At 66.6% G+C, this 17,334-nt stretch carries 15 protein-coding genes; 7 read left to right on the top strand and 8 right to left on the bottom strand.

The features are described from left to right. Nucleotides 1–11 precede the first annotated feature (11 nt). The 3 genes from F9929_RS02565 to F9929_RS02555 all read right to left on the bottom strand — a co-directional run bounded on the left by F9929_RS02565 (nt 12) and on the right by F9929_RS02555 (nt 3,868). Nucleotides 12–1,181 carry a cell wall hydrolase gene (locus F9929_RS02565; protein WP_210251296.1) on the bottom strand — a complete coding sequence of 390 codons (1,170 nt, stop codon included), beginning with the start codon at nt 1,179–1,181 and terminating at the stop codon, nt 12–14. Between the two features lie 195 nt (nt 1,182–1,376). Next, a complete protein-coding gene (gene der / locus F9929_RS02560) occupies nt 1,377–2,807 on the bottom strand; it encodes a ribosome biogenesis GTPase Der (protein WP_152044951.1) in 1,431 nt (476 codons plus the stop codon). Between the two features lie 8 nt (nt 2,808–2,815). After that, nucleotides 2,816–3,868, bottom strand: a complete 1,053-nt coding sequence (locus tag F9929_RS02555) for a tetratricopeptide repeat protein (protein ID WP_193227579.1) — start codon at nt 3,866–3,868, stop codon at nt 2,816–2,818. Between the two features lie 176 nt (nt 3,869–4,044). Between F9929_RS02555 and F9929_RS02550 the strand changes: the two genes are divergently transcribed. Beyond that, complete coding sequence (locus F9929_RS02550; protein WP_152044949.1) at nt 4,045–4,518, top strand: YbaK/EbsC family protein; 474 nt, start codon at nt 4,045–4,047, stop codon at nt 4,516–4,518. Between the two features lie 15 nt (nt 4,519–4,533). Here F9929_RS02550 and F9929_RS02545 read toward each other — a convergent pair whose 3' ends face one another. The 3 genes from F9929_RS02545 to F9929_RS02535 all read right to left on the bottom strand — a co-directional run bounded on the left by F9929_RS02545 (nt 4,534) and on the right by F9929_RS02535 (nt 9,306). Beyond that, complete coding sequence (locus F9929_RS02545; protein ID WP_152044948.1) at nt 4,534–4,731, bottom strand: hypothetical protein; 198 nt, start codon at nt 4,729–4,731, stop codon at nt 4,534–4,536. A gap of 155 nt (nt 4,732–4,886) precedes the next feature. Further along, on the bottom strand, nt 4,887–8,030 hold the full coding sequence (locus F9929_RS02540) for an efflux RND transporter permease subunit (protein WP_152044947.1): 3,144 nt from the start codon (nt 8,028–8,030) through the stop codon (nt 4,887–4,889). Nucleotides 8,031–8,034: 4 nt separating this feature from the next. Beyond that, nucleotides 8,035–9,306, bottom strand: coding sequence for an efflux RND transporter periplasmic adaptor subunit (locus F9929_RS02535; RefSeq protein WP_152044946.1), 1,272 nt, complete (start codon nt 9,304–9,306; stop codon nt 8,035–8,037). Between the two features lie 219 nt (nt 9,307–9,525). Here F9929_RS02535 and F9929_RS02530 point away from each other — a divergent pair, with 219 nt between their 5' ends. Further along, entirely contained in the window at nt 9,526–10,245 is a 720-nt protein-coding gene (locus tag F9929_RS02530) for a response regulator (RefSeq protein ID WP_152044945.1), read from the top strand. Further along, entirely contained in the window at nt 10,242–11,675 is a 1,434-nt protein-coding gene (locus tag F9929_RS02525; protein WP_152044944.1) for an ATP-binding protein, read from the top strand. The genes F9929_RS02530 and F9929_RS02525 overlap by 4 nt, the downstream gene beginning before the upstream one ends. 3 nt (nt 11,676–11,678) lie before the next feature. Here F9929_RS02525 and F9929_RS02520 read toward each other — a convergent pair whose 3' ends face one another. Beyond that, on the bottom strand, nt 11,679–12,440 hold the full coding sequence (locus tag F9929_RS02520) for an SDR family NAD(P)-dependent oxidoreductase (protein ID WP_152044943.1): 762 nt from the start codon (nt 12,438–12,440) through the stop codon (nt 11,679–11,681). A 141-nt stretch (nt 12,441–12,581) separates the two neighbouring features. On the opposite strand from F9929_RS02520, the gene F9929_RS02515 reads away from it, so the two are divergent. The 4 genes from F9929_RS02515 to F9929_RS02500 all read left to right on the top strand — a co-directional run bounded on the left by F9929_RS02515 (nt 12,582) and on the right by F9929_RS02500 (nt 16,437). Beyond that, nucleotides 12,582–13,823, top strand: coding sequence for an MFS transporter (locus F9929_RS02515; protein ID WP_210251295.1), 1,242 nt, complete (start codon nt 12,582–12,584; stop codon nt 13,821–13,823). Nucleotides 13,824–13,833: 10 nt separating this feature from the next. Then, nucleotides 13,834–14,100 (top strand): hypothetical protein, encoded by a 267-nt coding sequence (locus F9929_RS02510; protein WP_235918953.1) that lies wholly within the window; start codon nt 13,834–13,836, stop codon nt 14,098–14,100. Nucleotides 14,101–14,198: 98 nt separating this feature from the next. Further along, a complete protein-coding gene (locus tag F9929_RS02505; protein WP_152044942.1) occupies nt 14,199–15,428 on the top strand; it encodes an OprO/OprP family phosphate-selective porin in 1,230 nt (409 codons plus the stop codon). 40 nt (nt 15,429–15,468) lie between these two features. Beyond that, complete coding sequence (locus tag F9929_RS02500) at nt 15,469–16,437, top strand: ROK family protein (protein WP_152044941.1); 969 nt, start codon at nt 15,469–15,471, stop codon at nt 16,435–16,437. 7 nt (nt 16,438–16,444) lie between these two features. Here the strand turns inward: F9929_RS02500 and F9929_RS02495 are convergent, their stop codons facing one another. Continuing rightward, nucleotides 16,445–17,077: a transglutaminase-like cysteine peptidase gene (locus F9929_RS02495; protein WP_152044940.1), complete on the bottom strand. Its 633-nt coding sequence runs from the start codon at nt 17,075–17,077 to the stop codon at nt 16,445–16,447. Between the last annotated feature and the right edge of the window lie 257 nt (nt 17,078–17,334).

The raw sequence follows: 17,334 nt of genomic DNA, 5'->3' as shown, positions 1-17,334 counted from the left end.
TGCTTCGGCGATCAGTTCCAGCCGCCGCCATAGGTGCGGTAGAAGATATGCTGGCCGATCTTGTCGACGCGCTTCATCGCGCTCGCCCAGAAGGGGCGGACATAGGTCGCGTGGTAATGGGTCGCCGAGCCGACATCGGCGAGCCAGGTTTCGCCGCGCGTCACCTCCCCCGCGATCCGCATGGAAACGGAAAACGCGCGCTTGTTGGTGACGCGCTTCTTGTGGCCGTCGCAGGCGAAGGAGAACTGGCAGCGGTTGCGCCAGTCCTTGTTTTGGTAGACCACGCCGCAGATCGTCTTCGGATAGGTCGGGTTGCGCACGCGATTGAGAATCACCTGTGCGACGGCCGCTTGGCCGCGCTCCGATTCGCCGCGCGCCTCGAAATAGATGCCCTCTGCCAGGCAAAGCTGCTCTTTCGGCTCGAAGGCCGTGGCGGGAAGCGGCGTCGCGGCCCAGGCGTGGTCGTCGCGCCCAATCGGGGGAACGAAGCCGGCGCCCGTTTCCGCCGCGCCGCTGCCGCGCAGAATGCGCCCGAAAAGCGAGGCGGCCGGGTTCTGAAGGGTTTCGGACGGCGCATAGGCGAGCACCGAGACGTCGCCCGGCGAAGCGGCCGCTTGGGAAACGGCGGCAAGTTTCGCGGCTTTCGGCGAGAGCGAAGCGATCATCACGGTCGGGGCGGCCTGCGGCAGCGGCACGGGACCGCGCGCCGGCTCGAAATTCATGGCGATCTGGATGCTCTCGCCCGCGTCGACACTTCCGACGAACGCGGTGCGGATTTCGGCGTCCGCCGCCGGCGGGGTCAGGAGCGATTGGCGCTCCAGAATGGACCCGGCCGAAAAGGCCTTCGGGGGAGCGAAGGGCGTGACGGCGAGAACGCGGCCGGTCTTCTCCTCGCGGTTGATCCGCGCTTCGTCCGGCGTGTCGAAGGCAGGACGCGGCGCATCGGTGGCGTAGAGACGACCATCGCCGCCGCTGACTCCCGTGCCGGCCGGCAGGCGGGCGCCGTTCTTGCCGGCGAAGGAAACGGTTGCCGCCTCGATGGCCCCGACCGGGGACGGCACGAAGAAGGCTTGCCAACGCGCAGCCGAGCCCCGCCCTTCCAGAAGGCTCGTCATGTCGCCGAAGGCGATGGGCTTGGACAGAACCGGCAGGGCGCAAAGGGACGCGACCGCGAGAAGCAACGGCCGGCGAAGATGCGCGGGGAAACCTGGTCCACCCGCCTTCCGGCGCCTTCTCGCTTTGGCAATCATGAACGAACCCGCCACCTCAATTCCACGGGTGGAGGATCGTCCGACAACCTTTTTTCTTGGTTAACGAGGCGTTGAATTCCTTCGTTAATCAATCCTTTGTGACGAATCCGTCATGCCGACGAAGGCTTACCTTTTCGGCTTGGCGCGCCCGGCAAACGGGTTGTTGCTCTTGCGGAAGTTGAAGCGAATCGGCACGCCGGCGAGGCCGAACGTCTCGCGCAAGCCATTGATGAGGTAGCGCTGGTAGGAGGTGCCGAGCGCTTCCGGCCGCGTGGTCGACAGGATGAAGGTCGGCGGGCGCGTCTTCACCTGCGTCATGTACTTGATGTTGACGCGGCGACCGGCGACGGCCGGCGGCGGGTGGTGGCTCGTCATCCGCTCCAGCCACTGGTTCAGCTTGGCGGTCGAGATGCGCTTGTTCCAAAGTTCGTGCGTGGTGGCGACCGACTGCATCAGGCGGTCGAGCCCTTCGCCCGTTTCGCCCGAAACAGCGACGGCGCGGATGCCGCGTGCCTGGGGCAGAAGGCGTTCGGTCATTTCGCGAAGCGCGGCGAGCGTCGCCTGACGGTCCTCCACGAGATCCCATTTGTTGAAGGCGATCACCGGCGCCCGGCCCTCGCGCACCACGAGATCGGCGATGGACAGGTCCTGCCGCTCGAAGGGGATGGCGGCGTCGAGCACGATCACCACGACCTCGGCGAACTTCACCGCGCGAAGCGCATCGGCGACGGAAAGCTTTTCCAGCTTTTCCTGCACCTTGGCGCGACGGCGCAGGCCCGCAGTGTCGAACATCTTGATTTTGCGCCCGCGCCATTCCCATTCGACGGAAATAGAATCGCGCGTGATGCCGGCTTCCGGGCCGGTGAGAAGCCGATCCTCGCCGAGGAAGCGGTTCACCAGCGTCGACTTGCCGGCGTTCGGGCGGCCCACGACGGCGATGCGCAGCGGCTTCGTCGCGTCATAGGCCTCGATGATCTCCTCGCCGTTCTCGTCGAGAAGGGGGGCGAGCGGCACGTCGGTTTCAGCCTCGTCCAGCTCGTCTTCGAGGTCGAGCCCGAAGGCCGCCTCGCCGAGCATCGAGACCATGGCGTCGCGCAAATCCCCCATGCCCTCGCCGTGCTCGGCGGAGATGGCAACGGGCTCGCCGAGGCCGAGCGAGAAGGCGTCGTAGAAGCCGGCATCGGAGCCCCGCGCTTCCGCCTTGTTGGCGACAAGGAGAACGGGACGGCCCTTGCGGCGCAGAAGATCGCCGAAGAAGTTGTCGTCCGGCGTGACGCCGGACTTGGCATCCACGAGGAAGAGGGACAGATCGGCTTCCTCCACCGCGCGCTCGGTCTGGGCGCGCATGCGCGCTTCCAGGCTGTCATGCGCGGCGTTTTCCAGGCCCGCCGTGTCGATGATGGAGAATTCGATATCGAGAAGTCGCGCGTCCCCCTGCCGTCGGTCGCGGGTCACGCCCGGCCGGTCGTCCACCAGCGCGAGGCGCTTGCCGACGAGGCGGTTGAACAGGGTCGACTTGCCGACATTCGGGCGGCCGATGATGGCGATGGAAACCATGGGGACGTTCAGTTCGCGGGCGCGGCCGGCGCGCCGGCCGGCGGTGCCTGCGTCGCCGGAGCGGCGGGAGCCGGCTCGGCAGAGGGGGTCGGGGCGGGGTCGATAGCGGGCGCAGGGTCGGCAGCGGGGGCCTGCGGGACCACGGGAGCCTCGGTCGTGGCGGGGCTGTCGATCACCGGCGGAGCAATCGGCGCGACAGGCGCGACGGGTGCGACCGGAGACGGCGGAGCGGCAGGCGCGACATCGACAGCCGGCGCTTCCGGCACGGTGACGGACGCATCGGGAACTCCCGGCGCGGCGGGCACCTCGAGATCGAGCGGGATGGGCGATGGCAGGATTTCAGGGGCGGCCGGCGCGGCCGGCGCCGCTGGCGTGGCGGCGGCAGCTTCCGCCGCCGAAGCGGGGGTCGTGCCGGCGTCGACCAGTTCCATCAGGATGCGCGCGCGAAGTCCGATGCCCGCAGGCGCGCCCTGGTCGTCGCGGTTCTGCGTGAGGAAGCGCCGCGCTTCATCGAGATTGCCGGCCTTCCACGACGCGAGCCCCATCGCCTCGCGGGCGGCGAAGCGCAGCGGCTCGCTGTCGCCCGACAAGCGCTCGACCTCGGCCCGCACCTCGTCCACCGAGCCGGTATCAACCAGCACATAGCCGGCGCGGATCGCGGCGATGTCGCGAAGGGCTTTCGGCGCGTTGGTGTCCTTGGCGACCTTGTCGAAGCCCTCGAACGCGCCTTTCAGGTCGCCCTGACGCGCGCGGATGGACGCGAGGCGGAGGTCCGCCAGAAGCGGATAGGAACCGGCCCCGCTCTTGGCGATGGCGTCGAGCTGCGTCACCGCTTCGTCGAACTTGTCGGCATCGGCCAGATCCACCGCCGCGATGAAGCGGTCGCCGGCCGCGTTCGCCTGCGCAACGGTATATTGGCGATACGCGAGGTAGGCGCCCGTGGCGATGACGAGAACCACGGCGGCGACGATCAGCCAGCGGCCGAAGCGGCGCCAGAGATCGTGCACGCGCTGCTGGCGAATCTCCTCGTTGACCTCGCGGAAGAAAGTCTCGTCGCTCATCATGTCGTCCGGACGGGGCGGGCGTCATCTCGCGCAAAAGCGCGAACAAAGCCGGCATTTTTGCCGGTTCTACCGATTTTCACCCGAAACGAAAGCTCCTTCGCCTCCGAGCCTTGGGTTCACCCCCGCTTTGCGCCAAGTGGAATGAATCTTCGACCCCAAGGAAACAACGGCAGATGAGCCTCGAATCCGTGAAAGCCTTCCTCAGCGAACATGCGCCCGACATCGCCGTCATCGAGCCGGAAAGCTCCACCGCGACCGTGGAGCTTGCGGCCGCGACCTTCGGGGTCCAGCCGGGCCAGATCGCCAAGACGCTGTCGCTTCGCGTCGGGGAAAAGCGCTTCCTTCTCGTCGCGCGGGGCGATGCGCGGCTCGACAACGCCAAAGCGAAGCGCGCTTTCGGGGGCAAGGTCTCGATGCTGGGGGCCGAAGAAGTCGCTGCCGTCACCGGCCATCCGGTCGGCGGCGTTTGCCCCTTCGGCCTCGCGCAGCCGCTGCCCGTTTATTGCGACGCGCGGTTGAAGGATTTCGCCGAGGTGCTGCCCGCCGCCGGCTCGACGCACAGCGCGGTGCGCCTGACGCCCGAACGCCTGGCGGTGCTCAGCAACGCGGAATGGGTGGATGTCTGCCGCGACCCGGAAGAGGCTTGAAAGCTTTCGGGGTCGTCATTCCCCGTCGCGACCGCGATGGAGGCGCAAGATCACGTCGACATCCTTCGGCGCATAGCCGAACCGCTTGCAGATGGCGCCGTGCCCGACGCCCTCGTCCAGCATGGCGAGGATCTGCCGGTGCTGGGCACGATCGGGGCGGCGGCGTCTTCCAGACACGACATGAGCCAACATCGCCGCCAGTCTCGTCCGCATGGGTTCGCTCCTTTTCGCGGGGGCCGGAATAAGGCCGGCACGGAAAAGCTAACGGGCGAGACGGAGTCGCGGAAAGAATTATCTACTAATTAAATGGATAATCAGGGAATGGTTCGGGCCGCACTCCTTCGGGAGGCGGCCCGATCGCTTTCGGCCTATTCCGCCGGCTCCGGCATCGGCTGCTGCGCGGTTTCCGGCGGACGGCGCTTCATCTTCTCGCTGAGGCCCACCACTACCGCGTAGAACAGCGGCACGAAGAAGATGCCGAGAACGGTCGCGGCGATCATGCCGCCCATCACGCCGACGCCGATGGCCCGCTGCGCGCCCGCCCCTGCCCCGGTCGCGATCGCGAGCGGCAGAACGCCGAGAATGAAGGCGAAGGAGGTCATCAGGATCGGCCTCAGCCGCAGCCTCGCCGCTTGGAGCACCGCTTCGCGCAGCGGTTTGCCCGCCGCCTGAAGATCGCGGGCGAATTCCACGATCAGGATGGCGTTCTTGGCGGCAAGGCCGATGGTCGTGAGAAGCCCGACCTTGAAGTAGATGTCGTTCTGAAGTCCCGTCAGCGTGGTCGCGACGAGGGCGCCGAAGACGCCGATCGGCACGGCGAGGATCACCGAGAAGGGCACCGTCCAGCTCTCGTAGAGCGCGGCGAGGCACAGGAACACGACCAGCACCGACAGGGCATAGAGAAGCGGGGCTTGGCTTCCCGACAGCCGTTCCTGATAGGACAACCCGCTCCAGTCGACGCTCCAGCCGGGCCCGAGATCGGCCACCATCGCCTCCATCCTGGCCATCGCCTCGCCGGACGAGGTGCCGGACGCGGCCGAGCCCTGGATGTTGACGGCCGAGATGCCGTTGAAGCGCTCCAATCGCGCCGGACCCTGATCCCAGGCGATCTGCGTGAAGGCAGAGAATGGCACCATCTCGCCGGCATCGTTGCGCGCATACCAGCGGTCGATGTCGCTCGGGATCGTGCGGAACGGCGCGTCGGCCTGGACATAGACCGGCTTGATGCGGCCCTTGTTGTCGAAGTCGTTGACATAGGTTCCGGCCCAGGCCTTCGACAGGACGTCGTTGACGGCGGATACGGACAGGCCGAGCGCGCCGGCCATCTGATGGTCGATCTTCACGTCGAGCTGCGGCTGTTCGGGCGTGCCGTTGCGGCGAACGCCGGTGAGCGCCGAATCGGCACCGGCCGCCTGGAGAAGGCGCTGGCCGGCGGCGGCGAGCGCTTCGCGGCCCTGGCCGCCCGAATCCTGCAGATACATCTCGAAGCCGCCGGACTGGCCCATGCCGGGAAGCGCAGGGGGAGACAAAGCCACGACGCGCGCGTCGCGGATCTTGGCGAAAGCCTTCATGGCGCGGCCGGCGATCGACGCGGCATCCTGGCCGTTTCCGCCACGCTGGTCGAAGGGCTTCAGCCGCACGAAGGCCATGGCGAGGTTCTGGCCCTGTCCGCCGAAGGAGAAACCCTGCGTGGCGAAGACGCCGTCGACATTGGCCTTTTCCTTGTCGAGGTAATAGCCCTCGACCTGGGCCAGAACCTCCGTCGTGCGCGCCTTCGTGGCACCGACGGGAAGTTCGATCTGCGTCATCAACACGCCCTGGTCCTCGGGCGGCAGGAACGAGGACGGCAGGCGGCCGAACAGAAAGGCCGCGCCGCCGCAGATCAGGAGAAACACGATGAGGAAGCGGAAGGGCCGTGCGACGAGACCGCCGGTGGAGCGCTCGTAGCCGTTGGTCAGCTTGCCGAACCCCTTGTTGAAGCCCCGGAAGAACCAGTTCTTTCGGCTCCCATGCGTCGGTTTCAGCATGGTGGCGCAAAGCGCTGGCGTCAGCACCACGGCCACCACTACCGACAGGAGCATGGCGGTGACGATGGTGATGGAGAACTGCTGGTAGATGATGCCGACCGAGCCGCCGAAGAAGGCCATCGGCAGGAACACGGCCGACAGGACGAGCGCGATGCCGACAAGCGCGCCGGTGATCTCGCGCATCGACTTTTCCGTCGCCTCGCGGGGAGGAAGCCCCTCCTCCTCCATCACGCGCTCGACGTTTTCCACCACCACGATCGCGTCGTCCACGAGAAGGCCGATGGCGAGCACCATGGCGAACATGGTGAGGGTGTTGATGGAATAGCCGGCGACCGCCAGGACGCCGAAGGTGCCGAGGAGCACGACGGGCACCGCGATGGTGGGGATCAGCGTCGCGCGCCAGTTCTGCAGGAACACGAGCATCACGATGAAGACGAGCACCACCGCCTCGATCAGCGTGTGCACGACCTTCTCGATCGAAAGCTTCACGAAGGGCGTCGTGTCGTTGGGATAAACCACCTGAACGTCGGGCGGCAGCGCGTTCTTCAGGGTTTCCAGCGCCGCCTGCACGCCTTCCGCCGTGTCGATGGCGTTGGCCCCGGCGGCAAGATTCACGCCGAAACCGGCGGCCGGCCGGCCGTTGTAGCGCGCGCTCGTATTGTAGCTTTCCGCGCCCATCTCCACCCGCGCGACATCGCCGATCGTGACGAGCGAGCCGTCCGTGGCGGTCTTCAGGATGATCGAGCGGAACTCGTCGGGCGTTTGAAGCTGGCTTTGCGAGGTGATGGTGAAGTTCATCTGCGCGCCGGGCGCGGCCGGCGTCGCGCCGAGCTGGCCGACGGAGACCTGCGTGTTCTGCGCCGACACCGCCGAGCTGACATCGCCCGGCGTCAGTTGGAACTGCGCGAGCTTGGCCGGATCGAGCCAGATGCGCATGGCATAGCCCGAGCCGAAGATGTTGAGGTCGCCGACGCCCGGCACGCGGCGGATCGCATCCTCCAGATTGGTGGACACGAGATCGGCGAGGTCGATGGAGGAATAAGCCGGGTTGTTGGACGTCAGCGCGGCCACCATCAGGATGCCGGACGAGGACTTCGACACGGTCAGGCCCTGGCGCTGCACGGCTTCGGGCAACTGCGAGGTCACCTGCGCCAGCTTGTTCTGCGTCTGCACCTGCGCGATGTCGGGATCGGTCCCGTTCCGGAAGGTCAGGGTGATCGAGGCGGTGCCGGCGGAGGTGGAGTTCGACGCCATGTAGAGAAGACCGTCGAGCCCGGTCATGTTCTGCTCGATGATCTTGGTCACCGAGTTTTCAAGGGTCGCGGCGCTCGCGCCCGGATAGGTCGCCGAGATGCGAACGTTCGGCGGGGCGATGTCGGGATAGCGCGAGATCGAAAGCTGCGTCAGGCCGAGAAGGCCGCCCAGCATGATCGCGATGGCGATCACCCAGGCGAAGACCGGGCGGCGGATGAAGAATTGCGCCATCGGATCAGTCCTTCGCCTCCGCCGTCACCTGTGGCTTGCCGGTCGTCGTGGCATCGGCCACCGGCTGCGCGGAAACGGGCTTTGCCACGCCGTTCTCGTCGAGGATCACTTCAACCGGCGAAACCGGTTTCCCGACTTGGAGCTTCTGGAACCCGTCCACCACGATGCGGTCGCCGTCCTTCACGCCCGACGTCACCACCCAGTCGCTGCCGATATCGGTTGAGATGGTCAGGACCCGGTTCTCCACCGTGTCGTCGTTCTTCACGAACATGGCCGTTGGCTCGCCCCGGTTGTTGCGTGACACGGCGCGCTGGGGAACGAGAAAGCCGTTGTCGTTGATGCCGACCTTCAGCGCCGCGCGCACATACATGCCGGGCAGAAGCACGGCATCGGGATTGTCGAAGCGCGAGCGGATGGTGAAGCTGCTGGTGGTTTCGGACACGAAGCGCTCGCGCGCCTCGATAGCGCCCTTGCGCGCATAGGGGGTGCCGTCCGCGAAGCTCAGCGAGATCTCGGGCGGCGAGGCTTCGTCGCCGAAGGCGGAGCGGAACGAGCCGGCCTGAAGCTGCGCCCGGTGGCGGATGAGGTTGCCCGACGATTCGGTGAGGTCGACATAGATCGGGTCGAGCTGCCGGATCGTGGCGACGACCTCGCTCTGGCCCGCCGTCAGAAGCGTGCCGGCATTGACGTTGGTCGTGCCCGTCACGCCGTCGATCGGCGCCTTGATCTCGGTATAGCCGAGATTGATGCGCGCGGTCTCGACCGCCGCTTCCGCCGCCGCGATGTCGGCCTTCGTCTGGAGAAACAGCGATTGCGCGTCCTCCCGGTCCTGCTGGCTGACGATGGCGGACGACGACAGGTTGGCGTAGCGTTCGGCCTTCGCCTGGACGCTCGGCAGCGCCGCGCGATACTTGGCGAGCGAGGCTTCGGACGAGGCGAGCGCGGCCTGATACGGGCGCGGATCGATGCGGAACAGGACGTCGCCCGCCTTCACCCGGCTTCCCGGCTCGAACACCCGCTCCTCGACGATGCCACCCACCTGCGGGCGAACATCGGCCGAGCGAAAGGACACCACGCGGCCGGCCATGTCGCTGCGGATCGCCACTTCCTCGGGGCGCAGCGTGACGAAGCCGACCTCGGGCGGCGGCACGGCCTGCTTTGCGGATGCGGACGCGGTGGGCGCGGATTCCGTGCAGGCCGCGAGCGGCGCGGCGGCTGCGGCCAGCATGGCGGCAACGACGATCCGGCGGGTCCGGGCGGGGGAAGCGAAGAGCATGAAGGCCTTTCCGGGAGAGCCGAAGCCCCAAAAGTCAGAAGCGTCTTAACGCAGTGCAGCATCGGCAGTTTGTCAGGGCGATGGCGCTTTGTCGCAAAGTGTATCAACATCGCCCGAACCGGGGTTTTCGGGACATCGCGATACAATTTTTCCCGCCCGTTCCCCGCCGGCCTGTTCTAGAGCGGAAGACGAAGCACAACGCAGAAGCGAGGGTCGTCCATGGCGTCCGCTCACCATATCGTGGTGGTCGACGACCATCAGGAAATCCGCGAACTCGTTCGCAAATATCTGGTCGGTCAGGGCTATCGCGTCAGCGTGGCCGATGGCGGGCGCGCGCTTCGCCGCATCATGCAGACCGCCAAGCCGGATCTCGTGGTTCTCGACATCATGATGCCGGGCGAGGACGGCCTTGCCCTTTGCCGGGACCTGCGCGCCACAAGCAACGTGCCGATCATCTTTTTAACGGCGGTGGCGGATGAGACGGACCGGGTCGTCGGCCTGGAACTCGGCGCCGACGACTACCTCACCAAACCCTTCAGCGCACGCGAGTTGCTCGCCCGCATCAAGGCGGTGCTGCGCCGGGTCAACGCAGTGCCGAGCCATCTCGACCTGCCGCTCGGCAAGACGGTGCGCTTCGGCGACTGGCTTCTGGATCTCGGGCGGCGCGAATTGCAAGGCGCGGACGGCGTGTCGGTCTCGCTTTCCACGGCCGAGTTCCGGCTTCTCAAGGTCTTCGTGGAACATCCCGGCCTCGTTCTGACCCGCGACCAGCTTCTGGAACTCACCGTCGGGCGCGAGGGCGACGCCTTCGACCGCTCCATCGACAATCAGGTCAGCCGCCTGCGCAAGAAGGTGGAAGCGGACCCGAAGAACCCGTCGCTGATCCAGACGCATTGGGGCGGCGGTTATCGCCTCGCCGCCGAGGTCTCGGCCGCATGACGAGCTGGTGGCGGAAAAGCCTCACCGGCCGGCTCGTCGCCGCCATTCTCGGCGCGCTTCTCCTGTCGCAGATCGTATCCTTCCTGTTCGTCTGGCAGGAGCGCAAGCAGGTTCTGGAGAATCTGGAGCGGACCGAGTTCATGGACCGCACGATGACGATCGCCCGTCTCGTGGAAGCCGTGCCGCCCACCTTGCGCGACCGCGTCGCGCTCGCCAGCGGCACGGAATATACGCGCTTCTGGATCGGCTCGGGGCACGGCGCGGAGCCTTCGATCTGGCTGCCGGTCATGCGGCTGCAGTTCGCGGTGCCCTTGTCCGATCTCCTGCGGGCCGCGGATGCGGGGATCGCGGGCGTCGAGCCCGAGATACGGCCGGCAGCCGGTTCGGCCCCGGCGGCGGCCGCGCTGGCCGATGCCCGCATCGCGGATACGCGCTCGCCGCCCGAAGACTGGCCGGCCGACCTCCCGCTCGATGCCCGCGCCTTCACCTTCGCCGACAATGTCGGCCTCGGCATCAGCGTGCCGCTCGGCGACGGGACGGTGTTCAACGCCTCTTACTACAACCACTTCTCGGACACGATCCTGTCGACGCCCATCCCGCTGACCTTCGGCCTGACGGCGGCTCTCGTGGCGCTGGTGGCGGTGGTTGTGATCCGCCGCATCACGAAGCCCCTGGCGCAGTTGACCGAGGCCGCCGAAACGCTCGGGCGCGGCGAGCCGACAGTTCCCCTGCCCGAAACCGGGCCGGACGACATCCGCCACACGGCGATCGCCTTCAACCGGATGCAGGAACGGCTCCAGCGCTTCGTGGAAGACCGGACGCGCATGCTGGCCGCGATCGGCCACGATCTGCGAACGCCCCTGACGACGCTTCGCCTTCGCACCGAGTTCGTGGAGGACGAGGAACTGCAATCGCGCATGGTCGCGACCATCGAGGAGATGCGCTCGATGACGGAAGCGATCCTGGCGCTGGCGCGGCAGGACATCGCCTCGGAGGAAACCCGCAACGTCGATCTGGAAACGCTGGTGGAAAGCCTCTGCGAGGATCTGGCGGAAGTCGGAGCGGATGTGTCCTTCACCCCCGGCTCCCGCGTTCCTTATCGCTGCCGGCCGGACGCCCTGCGCCGCGCCGTGCGCAACCTCGTGGAAAACGCCGTGCGCTACGGCGAGCGGGCGCGGGTCGGCATCAAGGTCGCGAGCGAGGGGATCGAGATCGGCGTCGAGGACGACGGTCCCGGCATTCCACCTGAGCGCCGCGAAGACGTCTTCGCGCCCTTCTTCCGGCTGGAAGAATCGCGCAACCGGGAAACCGGCGGCGTCGGCCTCGGCCTGTCGATCGCCCGCACCATCGCGCGCCAGCACGGCGGCGACGTGATGCTCGGGCAAGGAGCGGGCGGCGGACTTCGCGCCGCGATCACCCTGCCGAAATAGATACTAGCGCTGCGGCCAGTTCGCCTGGGTGAAGACGCCGCCATCGACCCAAAGCGTCTGACCGGTGACGAAAGCGGCATTCTCGCCCGCCAGAAACAAGACCGGTCCGACGATGTCGTCCGCCGTGCCGACGCGGCGCAGCGGCGTGATCGCCGACCAGCTCGCCGCGTAATCCGGCGCTTCCGCCACCGTGCGCTCGTTGATGATCGCGCCGGGCGCCACGCAATTCACACGGATGCCGTGGTGGCCGAGTTCCACCGCCGCCGACTTGGTGAACTGCTCGATGCCGCCCTTGGAGGCCGTGTAGTCCACGAGGTTCGGGAAGGCGAGCTTGTTGCAGCCCGAGCCGATATTGACGATCGCGCCGCCCTTGCCCGCCGCCACCATGCGCCGGCCGGCTTCCCGCGTGTTCAGGAACGTGCCTTTCAGATTGGTGCGGATCACCGCATCCCAATCGCTTTCGTCAAGATCCAGAAGCGGCGCCCAGGTCTGGATGCCGGCATTGTTGACGAGGATATCGGGGGCGCGTTCGAACTGTCTTTCCGCAGCGTCGAAGAAAGCCAGCACCTCGGCCTCGACCCCGACATCGCAAGGCAACCCCATCGCGGACACGCCACGGGCCTCGATCTCGGCGACGAGGCTTTCGGCCATGTCCGGCCGCGAGACCCAGGAAAAGGCGACGTCGTGGCCGGCCTTGGCGAAAGCCAAAGCCAGAACGCGGCCGATGCCCGTATTGCCGCCGGTGACGAGCGCAAGTTTCCTCATCACGATGCCTTCCCTCATTCGATCTCACCCGTTGTTCTCACGAGCCATAGCCAAAGGAGATGGTGATCGGCCATATCCGGTGTATTGAACCGGCCGAGCGAATGGCGAAAGCCCGTTCGAAAACTCTCCGGCAGCCGATTCTTGGATATCCCTCCCCCGTCCGAAAGTGCCGACATCGAGCGCCCGCCCGGCCCGCCGACCTTTATCGAGCGCGGCAGTCCGGGCTATGCGAAGGTCGGCGTCGCGCTGTTTCTCGCCGGCTTCTCGACCTTCTCGCTGCTTTATTCGGTGCAGCCGCTTCTGCCGGAATTCTCGCGCAGTTTCGCGGTCTCGCCCGGCACGAGTTCGCTCGCCCTTTCGCTGACCACCGGCTTTCTCGCCTTCGCCATTCTCCTGGCGGGCGCCTTGTCGCAAGGCTTGCCGCGACGGGGGCTGATGTTCGGCTCCATGGCGGTCGGTGCGATCCTCAACATCCTGGCGGGCCTAGCGCCCGACTGGCACCTTCTTCTCGTCGCCCGCGCGCTGGAAGGGCTGGTGCTCGGCGGCGTTCCGGCGGTGGCCATGGCCTATCTCGCCGAGGAGATCGACCCGCGCCATCTCGGCAAGGCCATGGGCTTGTACGTCGCCGGCACGGCGTTCGGCGGAATGATCGGCCGCGTCGGCATGGGCGTTCTCACCGAATTCGCCTCGTGGCGCGCGGCGATGGCGATTCTGGGCGTCGCCGACCTTCTTTCCGCGATCGGCTTTGCCCTCCTGCTTCCCCCTTCGCGCAATTTCGTCGCGCAGCGGGGCATCCCGTTCCGGCATCACCTGCGCACATGGTCGGGTCTGCTGGCGAGCCCTTCCCTGCTTCGCCTGTTCCTCGTCGCCTTCGTGGCGATGAGCGTTTTCGTGACGCTGTTCAACTATGCGAGCTTCCGCCTGTCCGAGCCGCCCTACGGCCTCGGCCAAACGGCGATCAGCATGATCTTCCTCGCCTATGGCTTCGGCATTTTCGCGTCTTCCACCGCCGGCGGCCTCGCCGACCGCTTCGGCCGCCGCATCCCCCTCGTTTCGGGTTTCTGCCTGATGGCCTTGGGCGTCGGAGCCACCCTTTTCGCCCCCCTGCCGGTCGTGATCCTCGGCATTGCCCTTGTCACGGTCGGCTTCTTCACGGCCCATTCGGTGGCGAGCGGCTGGGTCGGCCGGTTGTCGGGCTCCTCGAAGGGGCACGCGGCCTCGCTTTATCTCCTTTTCTATTATCTCGGCTCCAGCTTTGTCGGCTCGGCCGGCGGCCTGTTCTGGGAGTATGGCGGATGGACGGCGGTGGCGGCGTTGACCGGCATGCTCTCCCTTTGCGGGGCGATGCTCGCCTTCTCGGTTCGCGACGCGCCGGCCCGTTGAAGGCGACCGCATGACCCGCATGGACGAGTTCATCGCCAAGCTCGGCTCCCTGCCGGAAGGCCATGCCGACTATATACACGACGGCCGCCGCTATGGCGGAACGCTGTCCGTTTCCGCCGACCGGCGGCGCTTCTGGTTCTATGCAGAGGAGCTTGGCGGCACTGACCGGATAAGCTGCAACCTCTACCTTCTCGCCGGTGGCAAGCCGCTGCTGCGCCCCTGCGATATGCCGGCCGAAAAGGTCGTGGATTTCGTGATCCGCTGCGAACAGGCCTGATCGGCGCGATCCCAAGTGATCAGGCCGTGATCTTCCTGCACTTGCGGGTCCGCGAACCGGACGGGATAGGTATCCTATCGCCGCACCGGAGATTCGCCATGCGCCACCTGGCCCGAGCCATCCTCGTCTTGGCTTTCGCCGGCACGGCCTCGATCGGCGCGATGGCCCAGCAGCCGCAACGAAGCGGCGCGGGCGATCTCGACCCGAGCGTCGATCCCGACCCGTTGCGCTTCGGCACGGACGAGGCCTTCCTCAGCATCCAGCCCTTCTTCCAGTTCGAAGCGGGTGCAGCTTCCTCCGCGCCGGACGCGCTTCTCGACACCGTGGATCACGTCGACGGGCAGATGCGCCGGGCGCGGCTTTATTTCGATTTCGGCTTCCACCAATTCGGCGGGCGCTTTGCGGCCGATGTCGGCGGCCCGACTCCGCCCGAAATCACCTATGCCTATCTGAACTACAATTTCAGCAACCAGTTCGCTCTTCAGGTCGGCCACCAGGAGCAGCAATTCTCCATGGAGGAGCTGATCGGCAGCCGTTCGGCCCTCTTCAACGAGAACGGCGTCAACGCGACGCTCGTCCCCTCGGCCGCCGTCGGCGCGGCGACTTTCTACGGCCAGGAAAATTTCAGTCTCGGCCTCGGCGTCTACGGCACCGACATCAACAACGAAAAGCCGCTCGGCGAAGGCACCACCGTCGCCGGCCGCGCCACCTTCGCGCCGATCAACGACGAGGACACGGCGATCCATTTCGGCGCAGCCTTGGCCGGCACCTTCGATCCGCAGATCCCGCTGGCCTTCGCGGGAAGCAACGGCACGGAACTCTTCGAGGCCTCGCCCGTCGAGACCGGCGAGTTCGAGGCGGTCGATACCTATCTCGCCGCCAACCTCGAATTTGCCGCCGCGATCGGGCGTTTCACCATCCAGAGCGAATACACGCTCGGCAAGGTGCGGGACGACATTCGCCGGGATGCCTTCCTGCACGGTGGCTATTTCGGCGTCCTCGCCTTTCTGACGAACGACCGACGGTCCTATGACGGCCAATACGGCACGTTCGAGCGGGTTTCGCCCGAGGCGCCGGTGGAAGAGAACACAAGCGGGTTCGGCGCGGTGGAGATCGGCGCGCGGCTCGATTATCTCAACCTGTCCGAGGCGAGCGATGCCGACGAGGACAGCGCCGGCACGCAGATCGCGGGAACGGCCATCGCCAACTGGTATCTCACCGACCAGCTTCGCATTTCGGCCAGCAACACCTATACCGCGGTGATCGAAGGCACGGGCGACGGCGACGACTACAACACGGCGATCCTGCGCTTCTGGTTCATGTATTGAGGGCCCGTCCCGAAAGAAGCGTTCCGCGAGAAGGCATGGCATGACGATCCCGCGCGAGGGCGCCCATCGAACGGAAATCCGCTGCGGCGCGATCGATCTCGGCGGCACGAAGATCGAGGCCCGGTTGTTCGGCGCCGAGATGGAAACGCTGGAAACGCAAAGAATGCCGACGCCGGTCGGGGACTTCGACAGCTTCATGGCGGGGCTCGCCCATCAAACGGGCTGGCTGCTGGAGCGCGCCGGCAATCCCGACCTGCCGATCGGCATCGGCATTCCGGGCCTGATGGACCCCGAAACGGGCGTGTGCTTCGCCTCCAACATCCCGGTTTCGGGCCGCAACGTGCGCGATGCCCTGCGGCAGCGGCTCGGCCGAAACTTCACCTTCGGCAACGACTGCATGAGCTTTGCTTATTCCGAAGCGCATGGCGGGGCCGGCGAAGGATTCCAGGCGGTGGTCGGTCTCATTCTCGGCACCGGCCTTGCAGCGGGCTTTTGCGTGGACGGGCGCGTGCCGCCCCGCCACAACGGCATGGCGGTGGAAATCGGCCATGTCGGCATGCCCGCCCATGCGCTCAGCAGTGCCGGCCTGCCCGTCTGGCCCTGCGGCTGCGGCAAGAGCGGCTGCATCGAGCGCTACGTTTCGGGCAGCGGGCTCGCCGCCATCGGCCGCCATGTGCTGGGGCGGCCCCTTGAGGCGGCAGAGATCGTGGAGTCGTCGGCGAAGGGCGACCCTGATGCAACCCGCGTCCTCGACATCTGGACGGGGCTTGCCGCCGAATGCCTTCTCGTCCTGCAACTGGTGCTCGATCCCGATTGCATCGTGCTCGGCGGCGGGTTGTCGAAGATGGACGGCATTCTCGACCGCCTGACGCCCGCCTTCCGAAGCAGGCTCCTCGGCCATACCCGCCTGCCCGCCCTGGTCCTCGCCCGGCATGGCGACAGTTCGGGCGCGCGCGGCATGGCGCTTCTCGCCCTCGACGCTGACGGCAAGGAAACGCCGGCCGGGTGAGCGTCGGTTACGGCTCGTTGGACGCGACGGCCGTGCCGGAAATGCCGAACCAGCGGCGCGGATCGCTGGCGGACTGCACTTTCTGATAAACAAGGCCGGCTTGCGTCCAGGGCACGATCCGGTTCGTGCGGTTGTCGAGAAGCATGTCGCCCTGATCGGTGCTGACGACGAGCGCCGCATGCCCTTCGCCGCTGCGGGTGATGGCGGTCACGAGGCGCAGCGCTTGAGCCGGCACGCCCTTGGCGACCAGACGATGGCGCTTGGTGACGGCGAAGTCCTCGCAGTCCCCCTTCGAAGGCGACAGCGACCACACATCGCCGAGCGGCGTCTTCTTGTCGTTGACCGGCCGGATCGCGCGGTTCACCGCGACATTCACCTCGTTGAGGAGCCGGGTATTCGCGGGGTCGAGATCGATCCGCGAGGGTCCGGTTTCCGCGGTTCGGCATTCGTTCGGATTGCTGCGGCAGAAGACGACATGGGCGAAAGGCGCAAGGGCCGGTTGGCCGGCTTCCAGGCGTCGGACGCTCTGCGACCTTTCGCGCGGCGATCTTTCCTCGGTCGCTCCGATCGCCGAAGCTGCATGAGGCAGCATGGCAAGCGCAAGACCGAGACAGACATGGACCGGGGGCAGCAAGCTCATCGCGAAGTTCTTTCTATCGACCCGGAATGACGTTACTTCGCACGCGCTACGCCCCGGTTAGATCGTCCTCGTCCATTTGATGATAGTTTTACGGGACGGGGCCTCACGGCGGAGTTTTCCCGGAAATCCGACGATCTCGACTTCGACTTACCGAAGATATCGTTGGCGATTGCTTGCCCGGACAGGGCTGGATTCTAGACGAATATGTCTCAAATGCTGTTCGATCACCCGGCAATCAAGGTCGGGCGCACTGCCGA

It is taken from the genome of Aureimonas psammosilenae (assembly GCF_009176975.1).
GTDB classification, from domain to species: Bacteria; Pseudomonadota; Alphaproteobacteria; order Rhizobiales; family Rhizobiaceae; genus Plantimonas; species Plantimonas psammosilenae.
This window is presented reverse-complemented; position numbering and strand designations above follow the sequence as displayed.